This window comes from Halorubrum sp. SD41 (assembly GCF_058630335.1).
In genome coordinates this window covers 58,678-73,697 of sequence record NZ_JBZVGZ010000005.1, presented here as the reverse complement: position 1 = coordinate 73,697, position 15,020 = coordinate 58,678, and the positions used below count along the sequence as shown (strand labels likewise).

13 protein-coding genes are annotated in these 15,020 nt (G+C 68.7%); 12 read left to right on the top strand and 1 reads right to left on the bottom strand.

Annotation, left to right across the window (positions count from 1 at the left end; genetic code table 11):
* Positions 1–83: 83 nt before the first annotated feature.
* Entirely contained in the window at positions 84–644 is a 561-nt protein-coding gene (locus AC4NMM_RS03220; protein WP_491923516.1) for a TATA-box-binding protein, read from the top strand.
* Between the two features lie 114 nt (positions 645–758).
* Complete coding sequence (locus AC4NMM_RS03215) at positions 759–1,118, top strand: DUF7473 family protein (protein WP_096394323.1); 360 nt, start codon at positions 759–761, stop codon at positions 1,116–1,118.
* A 31-nt stretch (positions 1,119–1,149) separates the two neighbouring features.
* On the opposite strand, the gene AC4NMM_RS03210 is transcribed toward AC4NMM_RS03215, so the two are convergent.
* A complete protein-coding gene (locus tag AC4NMM_RS03210) occupies positions 1,150–3,333 on the bottom strand; it encodes an ATP-dependent DNA helicase (RefSeq protein WP_096394322.1) in 2,184 nt (727 codons plus the stop codon).
* 189 nt (positions 3,334–3,522) lie between these two features.
* Between AC4NMM_RS03210 and AC4NMM_RS03205 the strand changes: the two genes are divergently transcribed.
* From AC4NMM_RS03205 to lysX, 10 genes are all read left to right on the top strand, one after another.
* Positions 3,523–3,999 (top strand): histidine kinase, encoded by a 477-nt coding sequence (locus AC4NMM_RS03205; protein WP_491923515.1) that lies wholly within the window; start codon positions 3,523–3,525, stop codon positions 3,997–3,999.
* A gap of 83 nt (positions 4,000–4,082) precedes the next feature.
* Entirely contained in the window at positions 4,083–4,583 is a 501-nt protein-coding gene (trpY, locus tag AC4NMM_RS03200) for a TrpY family transcription regulator (RefSeq protein WP_017343618.1), read from the top strand.
* A 182-nt stretch (positions 4,584–4,765) separates the two neighbouring features.
* A complete protein-coding gene (gene radA, locus AC4NMM_RS03195; RefSeq protein WP_096394319.1) occupies positions 4,766–5,797 on the top strand; it encodes a DNA repair and recombination protein RadA in 1,032 nt (343 codons plus the stop codon).
* 497 nt (positions 5,798–6,294) lie between these two features.
* Complete coding sequence (locus tag AC4NMM_RS03190; RefSeq protein ID WP_172863945.1) at positions 6,295–8,022, top strand: ammonium transporter; 1,728 nt, start codon at positions 6,295–6,297, stop codon at positions 8,020–8,022.
* 78 nt (positions 8,023–8,100) lie between these two features.
* Positions 8,101–8,538: a hypothetical protein gene (locus AC4NMM_RS03185; RefSeq protein ID WP_096394318.1), complete on the top strand. Its 438-nt coding sequence runs from the start codon at positions 8,101–8,103 to the stop codon at positions 8,536–8,538.
* Positions 8,539–8,592: 54 nt separating this feature from the next.
* The gene (gene hemL, locus AC4NMM_RS03180) at positions 8,593–9,930 is read left to right on the top strand and encodes a glutamate-1-semialdehyde 2,1-aminomutase (RefSeq protein WP_491923514.1); all 1,338 of its coding nucleotides are present in this window, start codon (positions 8,593–8,595) and stop codon (positions 9,928–9,930) included.
* 834 nt (positions 9,931–10,764) lie between these two features.
* Positions 10,765–12,006 carry an argininosuccinate synthase gene (locus tag AC4NMM_RS03175; RefSeq protein WP_096394315.1) on the top strand — a complete coding sequence of 414 codons (1,242 nt, stop codon included), beginning with the start codon at positions 10,765–10,767 and terminating at the stop codon, positions 12,004–12,006.
* On the top strand, positions 12,007–13,545 hold the full coding sequence (argH, locus tag AC4NMM_RS03170) for an argininosuccinate lyase (RefSeq protein WP_491923513.1): 1,539 nt from the start codon (positions 12,007–12,009) through the stop codon (positions 13,543–13,545).
* 249 nt (positions 13,546–13,794) lie between these two features.
* Positions 13,795–13,983, top strand: coding sequence for a lysine biosynthesis protein LysW (lysW, locus tag AC4NMM_RS03165; protein ID WP_004599337.1), 189 nt, complete (start codon positions 13,795–13,797; stop codon positions 13,981–13,983).
* A 79-nt stretch (positions 13,984–14,062) separates the two neighbouring features.
* Positions 14,063–15,004, top strand: a complete 942-nt coding sequence (gene lysX / locus AC4NMM_RS03160; protein ID WP_491923512.1) for a lysine biosynthesis protein LysX — start codon at positions 14,063–14,065, stop codon at positions 15,002–15,004.
* Positions 15,005–15,020 lie beyond the last annotated feature (16 nt).

The following is a 15,020-nucleotide window of genomic DNA, read 5'->3' as shown; positions in this document are numbered from 1 at the left end:
CCGCCTGCTCCGCGCGGCGGCGCCAATAGCGTGGCGGTTCCGACCAGCCACCTTTTTACGGCGTTCGGGCGAGAGTGGAGGTAATGACGGCCGACCCGAAGGAGACGATCACCGTAGAGAACGTCGTCGCTTCCACGGGGATCGGACAGGAGCTCGATCTCCAGAGCGTCGCGATGGACCTCGAGGGGGCCGACTACGACCCCGAGCAGTTCCCCGGGCTCGTCTACCGCACCACGGACCCGAAGTCGGCCGCCCTGATCTTCCGCTCCGGGAAGATCGTCTGCACCGGCGCGAACTCGATCGAGGCGGTCCACGAGAGCCTCGACATCGTCTTCGATGAGCTCCGGGCGCTCCAGATCCCGATCGAGGACCCGGAGGTCACGGTCCAGAACATCGTCACCTCGGCCGACCTCGGCGAGAGCCTGAACCTGAACGCCATCGCGATCGGCCTCGGCTTGGAACACATCGAGTACGAGCCGGAGCAGTTCCCCGGCCTCGTCTACCGCCTCGACGAGCCGGAGGTCGTCGCGCTGCTGTTCGGGAGCGGCAAGGTGGTCGTCACCGGCGGGACGACCCCCGACGACGCCGCGGCCGCCGTCGACGTGATCGTCGAGGAGCTGAACGGCCTCGGACTGCTGGAGTGACGACGCGGACCGAAGCGGCCCGCGGCGGACGGGGGAACGCCGCGCCCGCGACGCGGATGCGACGGCGCCGACCCGTTCCGCGGCCACTTTTACCCCTCGTCCCGTAGCCCGACCATGCTCTTACAGACGGTGACGCCGGTCTCCGTGCTCGGGACGACCGTCCTGCTGGCGCTGTTCCTCTCCGTCACCGCGCACATCGCGGCCCGGAACGTCCTCGGCGACGTCGACCCGCGGCGTGCCCTTTACATCGGCCCGCTGCCCGCGGTGATAAGCGTCGTCGGGAACGCGTTCGAACTCTCCGGGGCGCTCATTCTCCTCGCCGCGCTCCTCGTCGACGGGACGATGTTCCGGTGGAGCTACGAACAGCCGCGGCGGGCGGTGGTCGTGATGACGCTGATCCACGCCGTGGTCACGACGCTGCTCAGCGGGCTCCTGCTCGTGGCCTCGATCCTGCTCGCGTCGATGCCGGGGTGATCGGCAGAGACGCCCGCCGCGCGCGACCGCCTCACGGCGACGGCGGCGGCCCGTCGTACGCGTCGTGATCCTGATAGAAGTTCAGCATCGCGAACTTCAGCTTCTCGGGGTCGACGTCGAGCAGTTCCTCGCGCTCCTCGGGCGGGAAGGCGGAGCGGACCGAGTACTTCCCCATGTCGGCGGTCGTGTAGCGGCGGTCGGCGAGGATCCGGACGCCGAAGTCGTCGGGGCCGCGGATCACCCGGCCGAGCGCCTGCCGCGTCTTGCGGATCGTCGGGATCTCGACGGCGTAGGTCCACCCCGGGTCGCGGGAGCGGTCGCGGTCCGCGAAGGCGCGGTCGTAGGCGTCCTGAACCGCCTCGGTGCGGTCCGAGAGGTGCGGGTACGGGACGCCGACCACGACGACCGTGCGGGCGTCGTCGCCGTCGAAGCTCACCCCCTCCCCGAGCGTCCCCCACAGTGAGGTGAACAGCGCGGCGCCGTCGCTCTCGACGAACTCGCTGCGGAGCGCCTCCTCGTCGACGCCCGGACCGTCGAGGTGGATCGGGCCGAGGTCGGCGGCGGCGGTCTCAGGGGAGCCGTCCGTGAGCCGCTCGTGGTACCGTTCGGCCTCGGCGTACGAGGGGAAAAAGGCGAGCGTGTTGCCGGGCGTGAACCGGATCGCGTCGCGGAGCAGCGACGACACCGCCGCCTGCGTCTCCGGGTCGTTTCGGTCGGAGGCGAAGAGCGGCGGCACGTCGGCGGCGAACGTCCGGCGGTTCGCCTCGGGGTAGCCCATCTCGTAGGCCATCGACGCGACGTCTTCCAGCCCCAGCACGTCCTCGGTCACGTCGAACGGGCGCAGCGTCGCGCTCATCAGGACGGAGGCGGCCACCTCGTCGAACAGCTCGCTGGTGACGTTCCGCGGGATACAGGTGTACAGCTCCGCCCGCCCGTACACCTCGTCGGTGCCCGCGTCGCGCCGGACGGAGACCACCGGATACTGGCCGAACTCGACCCCCTCGTCCATCCACGTCGCGACGAACCGGGCGGCCGCGAGCGTCTGCGACTCCGACCGAGTCGTCGCCTCCCCGTCGCGGTAGCGGCGCTCGTACTCCTCGTCTATCGCCTGTCCGAGCTGCACGGCGAGCTCGGCCTCGGTGTCTATCCCCCGGCCCTCGTAATTGCGGAGGAACGCCAGCGTGAGGTCGTCGCGACGGTCGTCGTTGGCGATCGAAACGTCCTCCCAGCTCTCGTCGACCCCGCCGAACCCGAGCGCGTCCTCGTACGTCTCGACGAGGGCCTCGCGGAAGGCGCGGAGGACGTTCTCGGCGGGTTCCGCGCGGGAGTCGTCGCTGTCGGCCAGCTCGTCGAGCGCGGCGTCTAAGGTGTTCTCGGTCAGCGTCCGCGTGGCGTGGTCGCGGGCGGCGTCCTCGATGTTGTGCGCCTCGTCGAAGACGGTGATTATCTCGCTCGGGTCGCGGTCGATCCAGCGGAAGAACTGCTCGCGGATGTTCGGGTCGAGCAGGTGGTGGTAGTTACAGACGACGAGGTCGACCCCCTCCATCCCCTCCTTTAACAGCTCGTAGCCGCACAGCTCGCGCTCGTCGGCGTACTCGTACACGTCGTCGGGGGTCCGGACGTCATCGAAGAGCCACGAGAAGAACTCGTCGGTGTCGCGGGTGAGGTTGTTGCGGTAGTGTTCGCAGACGTTGGCGGTCTCGTACTCGTCGACTTCGGCCTCCAGCTCGTCGAGCTCCTCCATGATCGCCTCGCGAGCCTCCGCGGCGCCCGCGTCGCCCTCGCGGCTCTCGGCCAGCAGCTCGCGCTGGCGCGACTCCAGCTCGCGCACCTCGCTCTCCGTCTCCACCATCTCGCGGGTGGTGTCCCGGAGGGTCTGACACTCTTGGTAGTCGACGTCGATGTGGCACATCGACGACTTTCCTTTAAATACGACCGCGCGAATGGGCTCCTCGCGGGTGATCGCGCGGGCGTCCTCGACGAACTGCCGCATCTGCTGGTGGACGTTGGTCGTGATGACGACCGTGCGGTCGTGCTCGCGGGCGTGTTCGAGCGCGGGAACGAGCGCGGAGAGGGTCTTCCCCGTCCCGGGCGCGCCCTCGAACAGCACGTCCTGCCCGCGGTCCAGCGCGTTGGCGACCCTGTCCATCGCCTCGCGCTGGTTCGGGTAGGGTTCCTCGTACGGGAAGAACCGCAGGTGCGGCGACTCTGACACGGGGTGGGGTTCGGCGCCACCGGCCAAAAGGAGTCGGGTGCCGGAGCGGAAGTGGTCCGGCGCCGAGGGGGTTCTCCGATCGGATCTCTGAATTTCGTTTCAGGAATCATATATAACTACCGGGCGAGTGCGTCCCGACCGCATGATTTCGGCGTATTTTACCGCTTCTGACGCCGTCGACCGAACGACATGGCGACCGAAACGGCGACGACGGACGTGGTATCGACCGAATCCGGAAACTGGAAGGCGGGCGTGGCCGGCGGCCTCGCCGGCAGCGCCGTCTTCGGACTGCTGATGACGTACATGATCCCCGCCCCGCTGTTGGAGGTGGTGATCCCGTCGATGTACGGGCTCGCACCGCCGGCGGCGCCGTTCACGGGGTGGGTGATCCACATGGCCCACGGCGCCGTCCTCGGCGTCGGGTTCGCCGCGCTCGTCGGGCTCGCACCCTCGCTCGGCGGGAGCGTCGGGCGGTCGGTCGGCGCCGGCGCGGTCTACGGGATCGCTGTCTGGGTCGCGCTCGCGGTGATCGTGATGCCGATCTGGCTCTCCGCGGTCGGCTCGCCGGCGAACCCGCCGCTGCCCAACGTCAGCGCCATGAGCGCGGTCGGTCACCTCGCGTACGGGGCCGTGCTCGGCGGGGCGTACGCGGGCCTGTCAGGTTGATCGCGGGGCCGGACCGCCCGCGCGTCGGCGGCCGCGACGCACCCTGATTTATCACGCCGCGCCGACACCACCCCTAGTAACGAATGTTCGACGAGATCCTCGAGAAGTTCGAGGGGTCACCCAGCCAGCAGGCCGTCATTCGACTGTTCTTGGAGCGCGGCTTCTCCGTCAACGAGGAGGGGCGGGTCGTCTCCGGCGGAATCGAGATCCCGTACACCGGCATCGCGCGCGAGCTCGACGTCGACCGCCGCGTCGTGGACTCGACGACGGACGCGATCCTGGCCGACCCCGAGCTGAAGCGCATCTTCACCAACATCTCGTCGATCCCGAGTCTGATGGACCTCGCGCCGGTCTTGGACCTCACGGTGCTCACAATCGAGGTCGCGGCCGCCGACGAGGCCGGGATCGTCGCCGAGGTCACCTCCATCCTCGCCGACCGCGGCGTCTCGATCCGGCAGGTGCTGAGCGAGGACCCGGAGTTCACCGACGACCCGAAGCTCTACGTGATCACCGACGCCGACCTGTCCGGCGACCTGCTCGTGGAGATCCGCGACCTCGACTACGTCCGCCGCGTCGGCTTCTGAGGGACTGAAATCCGGAGTTTTCCGGACCGCCGGACCAGTTTCACCGCCCGGTCCGACGGGCAATTCCGGCGAGGCGTTACGAGAGATGACGAGCCACGACCGAGCGACGCCGCCGCGCGCATTTCACTTTCACTAGGGTGTAAACCAGTCTTTATACCCGATGGCGAACAAGGGTCGTGTACATGCCTGAAGACGAACTCGAGGACCTCCCCGGCGTCGGCCCGGCGACCGCGGACAAGCTCGTTGACAACGGATTCGAGAGCTACCAGTCGATCGCGGTCGCGAGCCCCGGCGAGATGTCCAACACCGCCGACATCGGCGAGTCGTCCGCCAGCGACATCATCAACGCCGCCCGCGAGGCCGCCGACGTCGGCGGCTTCGAGACGGGCGCGACCGTACTCGAACGCCGCCAGGAGATCGGCAAGCTCTCCTGGCAGATCGACGAGGTCGACGACCTGCTCGGCGGCGGCATCGAGACCCAGTCGATCACGGAAGTGTACGGCGAGTTCGGCTCCGGGAAGTCGCAGGTCACCCACCAGATGGCCGTCAACGTCCAGCTCTCGAAGGAGAACGGCGGGCTTGAGGGCGGCTGCATCTTCGTCGACTCCGAGGACACGTTCCGGCCGGAGCGGATCGACGACATGGTCCGCGGGCTCGACGACGAGATCCTCGCCGACGAGATGGAGCGCCGCGAGATTGAGGGCACCCCGAGCGACGAGGAGGCGCTGGAGGACCTGGTCGACGCGTTCTTAGACCAGATCCACGTCGCGAAGGCGTTCAACTCCAACCACCAGATCCTCCTCGCCGAGAAGGCGAAGGAGCTGGCGGGCGAACACGAGGAGACGGAGTGGCCGATCCGGATCGTCTGCGTCGACTCGCTCACCGCGCACTTCCGCGCGGAGTACGTCGGTCGGGGCGAGCTCGCCGAGCGGCAGCAGAAGCTCAACAAACACCTCCACGACCTGATGCGGCTCGGCGACCTGTACAACACCGCCATCCTCGTCACCAACCAGGTCGCGTCGAACCCGGACTCCTACTTCGGCGACCCGACCCAGGCGATCGGCGGCAACATCCTCGGCCACGCCTCCACCTTCCGGATCTACCTCCGGAAGTCGAAGGGCGACAAGCGGATCGTCCGCCTCGTCGACGCGCCGAACCTGGCCGACGGCGAGGCCGTGATGCGCGTCCAGAACGAGGGACTGAAGCCGGAGTAAGCGAGGTTTCGACGCTGTCAGCCGCTCGGCGATCACGTCGAACCGCCACCGATCGGTCGAATCGGCCGTCGAATTCGAGATCCGGTTGACGAACGTCAATTTTCATTGAGAGGCCTCTAGCCGTTCGAATTCGCGGATGAGGGCCCGTACGACGGCGAATCGCGAGACAGCGGCGTGGCAATACTCGCCAGAACCGGCCGCGTACGGGCACAGAGCGGCCCTCGACGGCGGATCGGGGCGGAATAGATAGAAATATTACACAACGTCCGTCCGCTTCGAGCGCAACGATTGCCGCGAAATCACCGAGGAAACGCCCTTATATTCCATAGACATCTCCTTATATCGGACGACCGCCGTATTATCAACCCTCTTTTTTGTGAAACTCAACTCTAACGTTTATGTGTAGCCGTTCCCGGGAGTCGAAACGTGATTCAGCACATGAACACGAGCGAAACGAAGCGTGAACCGGACAGTCGTTCAGTAGAGGTGGTTGAGTCGTGACGGCGAACGTTCTCGCCACGATCGATCCGAGCACGTTCGCGTCCGCGATGAACGGGACGTGGATCCTCGTCGTGACGTTCCTCATCTTCTTCATGCACGCCGGCTTCGCGATGCTCGAGGCCGGGCAGGTGCGGTCGAAGAACGTCGCCAACCAGCTGACGAAGAACCTCCTGACGTGGAGCGTCGGCGTGACGGTGTTCTTCCTGATCGGCACGGCGTTCACGAGCCTCGTGAACGGGTCGCCGGGGATCGCCTCCGCGGCGGGCTCGCTGTTCTCCGGCGGTGAACTGGCCGTCGAGGAGGGCGTCATCGGCCCGTACGTCAACTGGCTCTACGGCGCGGTGTTCGCGATGACCGCCGCGACGATCGTCTCCGGCGCGGTCGCCGGTCGCGCGAAGCTCCGCGCGTACGTCACGTACACGTTCCTCCTCGCCGCGGTGATCTACCCGATGGTCATCGCGTTCACCTGGTCGGCCTCGGGCGACGGGCTCGTCGCGCAGCTGACCGGAACCGCGTTCCACGACTTCGCGGGCGGCATGATCGTCCACGGCATGGGCGGGATCGCTGGCCTCACGGCCGCCGCGGTCCTCGGCCCGCGGATGGACCGCTACGCGGAGGACGGCTCGACGAACGTCATCCCCGGCCACTCGCTGACGTTCGCCGTGCTGGGGACGCTCGTCCTCGCGTTCGGCTGGTACGGCTTCAACGTCGGCACGGCCTCCGTCGTCAGCGGCGGCGTGTTCAACACGCTGACGCTCAACCTCGTCGCGATGGGGACGACGATCGCGATGGCGGCCGGCGGGATCGGCGCCGCGACCGTCGTGTGGCTCCGCACCGGGAAGGTCGACACGCTCTACGTCGCAAACGGGCTGCTCGCGGGGCTCGTCGGCATCACCGCCATTCCCGACACCACGGCGTGGTGGGGCGCGCTGGTCGTCGGCCTCCTCGCCGGCGGACAGCTCCCGCTCGTCTTCGAGTTCGTCTCGGACACGCTCAAGATCGACGACGTCTGCGCGGTGTTCCCGGTCCACGGGAGCGCCGGCGTCCTCGGCACGCTCCTCTTCCCCTTCGTCGCCGCGCCGGGCGAGCTCAGCGCGGGCATCGGTGCCCACTTCGTCGCCCAGCTGACCGGCGTCGTCATCATCGGCGGCTGGACGCTCACCGCGACCGCCGCCGTCTGGTACGTCCTCAAGGTGAGCGGCGAGGCGCGCGTCACCGCGGAACACGAGCAGGAGGGCCTCGACATCTCCGAACACGGCGTCGAGACCTACCCCGAGTTCGGCGGCGACCGCGTCGCGACCGACGGCGGTCCGTCGGTGGTCGACACGACCGAGTCCGACAGCGAGTCCCCCCGCGCCGACGGCGGCGCGGAGGCGGGCACGCAGATCAAGATGGTCACCGCGGTGGTCCGCCCCGACAAGCTCGGGGCCATCAAGCAGTCGCTCGCGGAGATCAACGCGCCCTCGCTCACCGTGACGAACGTCTCCGGCCGCGGCAGCCAGCCCGCGAAGAAGGGCCAGTGGCGCGGCGAGGAGTTCACCGTCGACCTCCACCAGAAGGTGAAGGTCGACGTCGTCGTCGCCGACATCCCGGCCGACGAGGTCGCGGAGGCGATCGCCGACGCCGCCGAGACCGGCGAGCCCGGCGACGGCAAGGTGTTCATCATGCCCGTCGAGGACGCGCTCCAGGTCCGCACGGGCGCGACCGGACCGGAGGCGGTGTAGGCGGCGCGCCGACACCGGCTCCGTAGCGGCACCGCACTTCCGACGAACTCTTTTGTTTTCTGCGCCGCGACGTGAAGCATGACGACCGAGACGCGGCTGTACGGCGCGGCGATCGCGTTCGCCTCGGGCGGTTACTCTCTCGCGAGCGCCGCGGGCGCGGCGCGGATGACCGCGAGCGCGTGGCTCATGCTGGGCCTCGGCCTCGTCGTCGTCGCGCACGGCGGCGCGCTGCTCGCCTCGGTCGACTTCCTCTCCGGACGGGCGAGCGGGGGACTGATGGTCGCGTACGCCGTCGTCATGCTCGCCAATCAGACGGCCCTGCTGACCGGTGCGATGGGCGATGGCGCGATGGGCGCTAGCGCGATGGACGGCGGAATGACAGGTACGGACGGCACGGGGATGGCGGGCGGTGACGCGGCGATGACCGCGGCGATGTCGTGGGACCTCGGAATGGTGACGCTCGCGCTCCTCATGTTCGTCAGCGGCGCGATCATGCTGCGAGACGACGGGATGTAGGCCGCGACGGCCGACTCAACAAGGTCTTTCCACGGGGCGTTCGAACCGATGCGTATGAACCACGAGCGATCGCGCGGGCTGTACGACCGCGCGCTGTCGGTGACGCCGGGCGGGGTCAACTCCTCGGTCCGGGCGACGATGCCGCACCCGTTCTTCGTCGAGCGCGGCGACGGCGGCCACGTGATCGACGCCGACGGCAACCGGTACGTCGACTGGGTGATGGGGTACGGCCCGCTCCTCTACGGCCACGACCTGCCCGACCCGGTCGAGGCCGCGGTCCAGTCGCACGTCGCTGAGGGGCCGATGTACGGCGCGCCGACCGAGGTCGAGGTCGAACACGCCGAGTTCGTCGCCCGCCACGTCCCGAGCGTGGAGTCGATCCGCTTCGTCAACTCCGGCACGGAGGCGACCGTCTCGGCGGTTCGGCTGGCGCGGGGCCACACCGATCGCGACAAGATCGTCGTGATGCGGGGCGGCTATCACGGCGCGCAGGAGTCGACGCTCGTCGAGGGGTCGCCGGGGGACGCCCATCCCTCGACGAAGGGGATCCCCGAGGAGTTCGCCGAACACACCCTGCCGATCCCGTTCAACGACGAGGCGGCCGCGAAGGAAGTGTTCGCGGAGCACGGCGACGAGATCGCGGCGGTCCTCGTCGAACCGATCCTCGCCAACAGGGGGATCGTCATGCCGATAGAGGGATACCACGAGACCCTGCGGGACCTCTGTGACGACCACGGCTCGCTCCTCGTCTTCGACGAGGTGATCACCGGGTTCCGGGTCGGCGGCCTCGGCTGCGCGCAGTCGAAGTTCGGCGTCACCCCCGACGTGACGACGTTCGGCAAGATCATCGGCGGCGGCTTCCCGGTCGGCGCGATCGGCGGGCGGGCGGATATCATCGAGGGGTTCACCCCCGCGGGCGAGGTGTTCCAGTCCGGTACCTTCTCCGGGCACCCGGTGACGATGGCCGCCGGGAAGGCCGGGCTGGAGTACGCGGCCGAGAACGACGTGTACGAGCACGTCAACCGCCTCGGCCGGCAGCTCCGCGAGGGGATCACCGAGATCTGCGCCGAGCGCGCGCCGGAGTACACCGTCGTCGGCACCGACTCGATGTTCAAGACGATCTTCACCCGCGAGGCGCCCGACGACGTCGACGCCTGCTGTCCGGGCGGCTGCCGACAGGACCCCGACTGCGCGCGCTACGACAGCTGTCCGAAGACGGGCGCCGACGTCGCCGCGGCCGCGACCGACCGCTGGGAGCGCGTGTTCTGGCAGGAGATGAAAGACCGCGGCGTGTTCCTCACCGCGAACCAGTTCGAGTGCCAGTTCACCTCCTACGCGCACACCGAGGAGGACGTCGAGCGGACCCTCGAAGCGTACCGGGAAGCGATCTGACGCCGGCGAGAGCCGTTATTTGAGGCTGCTGTCGTCGCGGCGGTTTTTAAATAAATGAAGTCGTAGCGACGATTACTCATAAAAGCGGTGCGGTGGCGCGTGCCTGCGAGCGGCCGCCCTCGGCGGCCGCGAGGAGCACCGCGCGAGGGACGCGGTGAGCGCTCGAAGAGCGCGAACCGCGAGGCTGGGGAGGTGTGAGGCCGTGCGGTGCTGTGCGGGGTGGGACTCAAAGGGGCAGCCGCGAGGCCGGCGCAGACGACGTAAGCACCGGAACGAGTGAGGAGCGCAGCGAGTGTGCGCCGGCCTCGCAGCTGGGGCTTTGGTGGCGTTCTCCATCGATCCGCCATGAGCCATTTATAAGCAAGCGGCTGGGGCTTCAGCGGTGTTCGCCGTCGATTCGCACTCAACCATTTATAAGCAAGCGGCTGGGGCTTCAGCGGTGTTCACCGCCGATCCGTCAGCAACTATTTATAAGCGAGCGGCTGGGGCTTCGGAGGAGTTCGCCGTCGATCCGTTATCGACCACGTATAGCGGAACAGTTTTATATCGGAGATCGGTACGTACACCCGATGACCGCAGCGGCTCGTCTCGACGCCGCCCTTCTCCGAGGCCGACGAGCCCTGCGACCGCGACGAGACGTCCGACCGCCGCGACCGGATTCCGGCGCGGCGCGACGACGAGGCCCCTCGGGCCGATAACTTTCACCTCTCGTCGCGTTCGCGCCGTTCCGTTCCGAAGAGTCTCGACTCCGCGTTCCGCGAGCGACCGCTCTCCGATTTTCTTACAAAATTAAAACCGCTGAATTTAAAGGTGTAGGCCGGGTGTACTCTGGTAATGACGAGCGTTGCACTCGCGTTCAGCGGGGGACTCGACACGACAGTGTGCGTACCGCTACTGAAAGAGGAGTACGGCTACGACGAGGTCATCGGCGTCAACGTCGACGTCGGCCAGCCCACAGAGGAGTTCGACGAGGCGGAGGAGACCGCGGAGGCGTTGGGGCTCGACATCCACGTCGTCGACGCGAAAGAAGAGTTCGCGGACCTCTGTTTCGACGCCGTGAAATCCAACGCCAGCTATCAGGGCTACCCGCTCGGCACCGCCCTCGCGCGCCCGGTCATCGCCGAGGCCATTCTGGGCGTCGCCGAGGAGCAGGGCTGTGACGCCATCGCGCACGGCTGTACGGGGAAGGGCAACGACCAGCTCCGGTTCGAGGCCGTCTGGCGCGGCTCCGACCTCGAAGTGATCGCCCCCGTGCGCGAGCTCGGCCTCACCCGGGAGTGGGAGATCGACTACGCCGCGGAGAAGGACCTGCCCGTCGAGGCCGGCGACGGCGGCGTCTGGTCCATCGACGAGAACATCTGGTCGCGCGCGGTCGAGGGCGGCAAGCTGGAGAACCCGGACTACGAGCCGCCGGAGGACATCTACGAGTGGACCGCCGAGCCCGAGGGCGAGACCACCATCGAGATCGCCTTCGAGGAGGGCGTCCCGGTCGCCGTCGACGGCGAGGCGATGGATCCGGTCCCCCTCATCCAGCACCTCAACGAGTACGCCGGCGGCTACGGCGTCGGCCGCACCGACGTGATGGAGGACCGCATGCTCGGGCTGAAGGTGCGCGAGAACTACGAGCACCCGGCCGCGACCGTCCTGCTCACCGCCCACCAAGCCCTAGAGGATCTCGTCCTCACCAAGAACGAGCGCTCGTTCAAGAAGGGGATCGAGCAGGAGTGGTCCGAGAAGGCGTACGAGGGGCTCGTGTTCGCTCCCGTCGTCGACGCGCTGAACGCGTTCATCGACGAGACGCAGGACGTGGTGACCGGCACGGCGACGGTGAAGGTGTCCGGCGGCGACTGCCGCGTCGTCGCGCGCGACTCCGAGTACGCCGTCTACTCCGAGGAGATGGCCTCGTTCAACACCGAGGACGTGGCGGGCATCGCCCAGTCGGACGCCACCGGCGTCGCGAAGTACCACGGGCTCCAGGAGCGCCTCGCGAACGACGTGAAGGCGAGCGTCTCGAAGCCGGAACTCGCGACGGACGGAAGCGGTGAGACGGCCGAAACCGACGAGACTGAGAACTGAATGACCGACGACGATCCCGACGCCACGACGGACGCCGACGCTCGAGAGAGCGGCGCCGACGAGGGCGGCGCCGACGAGGGCGGCGACACCGCCGTCCGCCGCGACCGCTTCAGCGGCGGCCCCGCCCGCGAGTTCTTATCGAGCCTCGCGGCCGACGAGGCCATCTTCGAGGCCGACCTCGCGGTCGACCGCGCGCACGTCGTGATGCTCGCGGAGCAGGGGATCGTCGACGAGGCGGTCGCCGGCGAGATCCTCGGCGCGCTCGGCGACGTCGAGGCCGCGGGCCACGTCGACCTGCCCGACGGCGAGGACGTCCACGAGGCGATAGAGACCGCCGTCATCGACCGGATCGGCCCCGACGGCGGGCGGATGCACACCGCCCGCTCGCGCAACGACGAGGTGGCGACGTGCATCCGCTACCGCCTGCGCGAGGACCTGCTGGCGGCGGTCGAGGCGACCCTCACTGCCCGCGGGGCGCTCGTCGAGGTCGCGGGCGAGCACGCGGAGACGGTGATGCCGGGGTACACCCACCTCCAGCCGGCCCAGCCGACGACGGTCGGCCACTACCTGCTGTCGTACGAGGGCGGGCTCGCGCGCGACACCGAGCGGCTGCTCGACGCGTACGGCCGGACCAACCGCTCGCCGCTCGGCGCGGCCGCGTTCACGGGGACGCCGTTCGACGTCGATCGCGACCGCACCGCCGAGCTGCTCGGCTTCGGCGGGACCGTCCGCAACTCGATGGACGCGGCCTCGACGCGCGATTTCCTCGCAGAGGCGGCGAGCGCGCTCGCGACGCTCGCGACGACGCTGTCGGGGCTCGCGGAGGACCTGATCGGCTTCTCGAAGGACGGGGTCGTCGAGCTGACGGACGCCTACTCGTCGACCTCCTCGATCATGCCCCAGAAGAAGAACCCCGACACGCTGGAGCTGACCCGCGGCGTCGCGGGCGACGCGATCGGCGAGGCGACCGGCACGCTGAGCCTGCTCAAGGGGCTCCCGCGCGCCTACAACCGCGACCTCCAGCGCGCCCACGCGAGCGTCTTCGAGATCGCCGGCGACGTGCGGGAGGCGACCGAGGTTGCCGCGGGCGCGGTCGCGACCGCCGACTGGGACGAGGCCGCGCTCGCGGCGGCCGCGGGCGAGGGGTTCTCGACGGCGACGGGCGTCGCCGACCTGCTCGCGATGGGGGGGATGCCGTTCCGGACGGCCCACGAGATCGTCGCGGCGGCCGCGGAGGCGGTCGCGGACGGCGACTCGCCGGAGGCGGCGGCCGCAAAAGTTGACGAGGCCGCGCGAAAGGTGACCGGCGAGCCCCTCTCCGCGTACGTGAGCCGCGAGGACGTGGAGTCGGCGCTCGATCCGGCCGAAAGCGTCGCGAGCCGCGACTCCGCCGGCGGACCGGCCCCCGAGGCGGTCGCCGACGAACTCGCCGCCGCCGAGGCGGGGATCGACGCGGACGACGAGGCGCTGACGGCCGAGCGCGACGCGCTCGCCGCCGCGAGCGAGGCGCTGGACGCGGAGGTCGATCGCTATGTCTGAGCCGCGACCGCGCGGCGGTCGCCCGCGCGGCCGACACCGGGCGAGCCGCCGGCGGCCCGGGCGGGGCCGACCCGATCGACGCCGACGACCGTCCCCGTAGGGGGACATATTTACTACCGAGATCTGACATCCGATCTCGATACGGCGCTATTTCGTCGAACTGGTTCCGTTAGCGACCGATCTGTTTTATGTAAAGTATCCAATAAGTTCGAAGCCTTTATGCCTATTCGAGGACGAGTGTCTGCCACGATGACGAGCGACACCGACACGCTGACCGCGGAGGACCCGATCACAGGCGAGGAGATCGAGATCCCGGCCGACGTCGAGGTCGGCGAGATCATCGACAGTCCGGTCACCGGGACCGAGCTGGAGGTCATCTCGCTCGACCCGGTCGTCTTAGAGGAGGCGCCCGAGCTCGAGGAGGACTGGGGCGAGTAGATGGCGACGACCGCCACGGCCGCGACACGCGAGTGGTCGACATGCGCATGAGCGCCGACGCGAACGGAGGGGGGTCGACGTGCGCGTAGGGATCCTCTACTCCCGGATCCGGAAGGACGAGAAGCTGCTGCTCAACGAGCTCCGCGAGCGGGGCCACGAGGTCGAGAAGATCGACGTCCGCAAGGAGCGGTTCGGGCTGGAGTCGACGACGGCGAACGTCGCCGACCTCGACATCGCCGTCGACCGCTGCCTCTCCACGAGCCGGTCGCTGTACGCGACGCGGTTCCTCGACAGCTACGGCGTTCCCGTGGTGAACTCACCCGAGACGGGCGACGTCTGCGCCGACAAGGCGAAGAACTCGCTCGCGCTCGCCGAGGCCGACGTGCCGACCCCGGCGACGGAGGTCGCGTTCACGAAGGACGCCGCCTTGGAGGCGATCGAGGAGTTCGGCTACCCCTGCGTCCTCAAGCCGGTCACCGGCTCGTGGGGGCGGCTGATGGCGAAGATCGACTCGCGAAACGCCGCCGAGGCCATCCTCGAACACAAGGAGACGCTCGGCCACTACGAACACAAGGTGTTCTACGTCCAGGAGTTCGTCGACAAGCCCGGCCGCGACGTCCGCGTCCTCGCGGTTGACGGCGAGCCGATTGCGGCGATGACGCGGTCGTCCGACCACTGGCTCACCAACGCCGCGAAGGGCGGCGAGACGAAGTCGTTCGACCTCGACGAGCGCGCGACCGAGCTGGTCGAGCGCGCCTCCGAGGCGGTCGGCGGCGGCATGCTCGGCGTCGACCTGATGGAGGTGGGAGTCGACCCGGACGCCGACCCCGCCGAGGGCGGCGTCGATGCGGAAGGCGACGGCGCGGCCGACGACTACACCGTCCACGAGGTGAACCACACCGTCGAGTTCAAGGCGCTCGATTCGGCCACCGACGTCGACGTCCCCGCGCGGGTCGTCGACTGGCTGGAGGCGAAGGCGGCCGAGCTGGCGGACGAAGAGACCGAGGAGGCGAGCGCATGAGCGCCGACACCGAGGC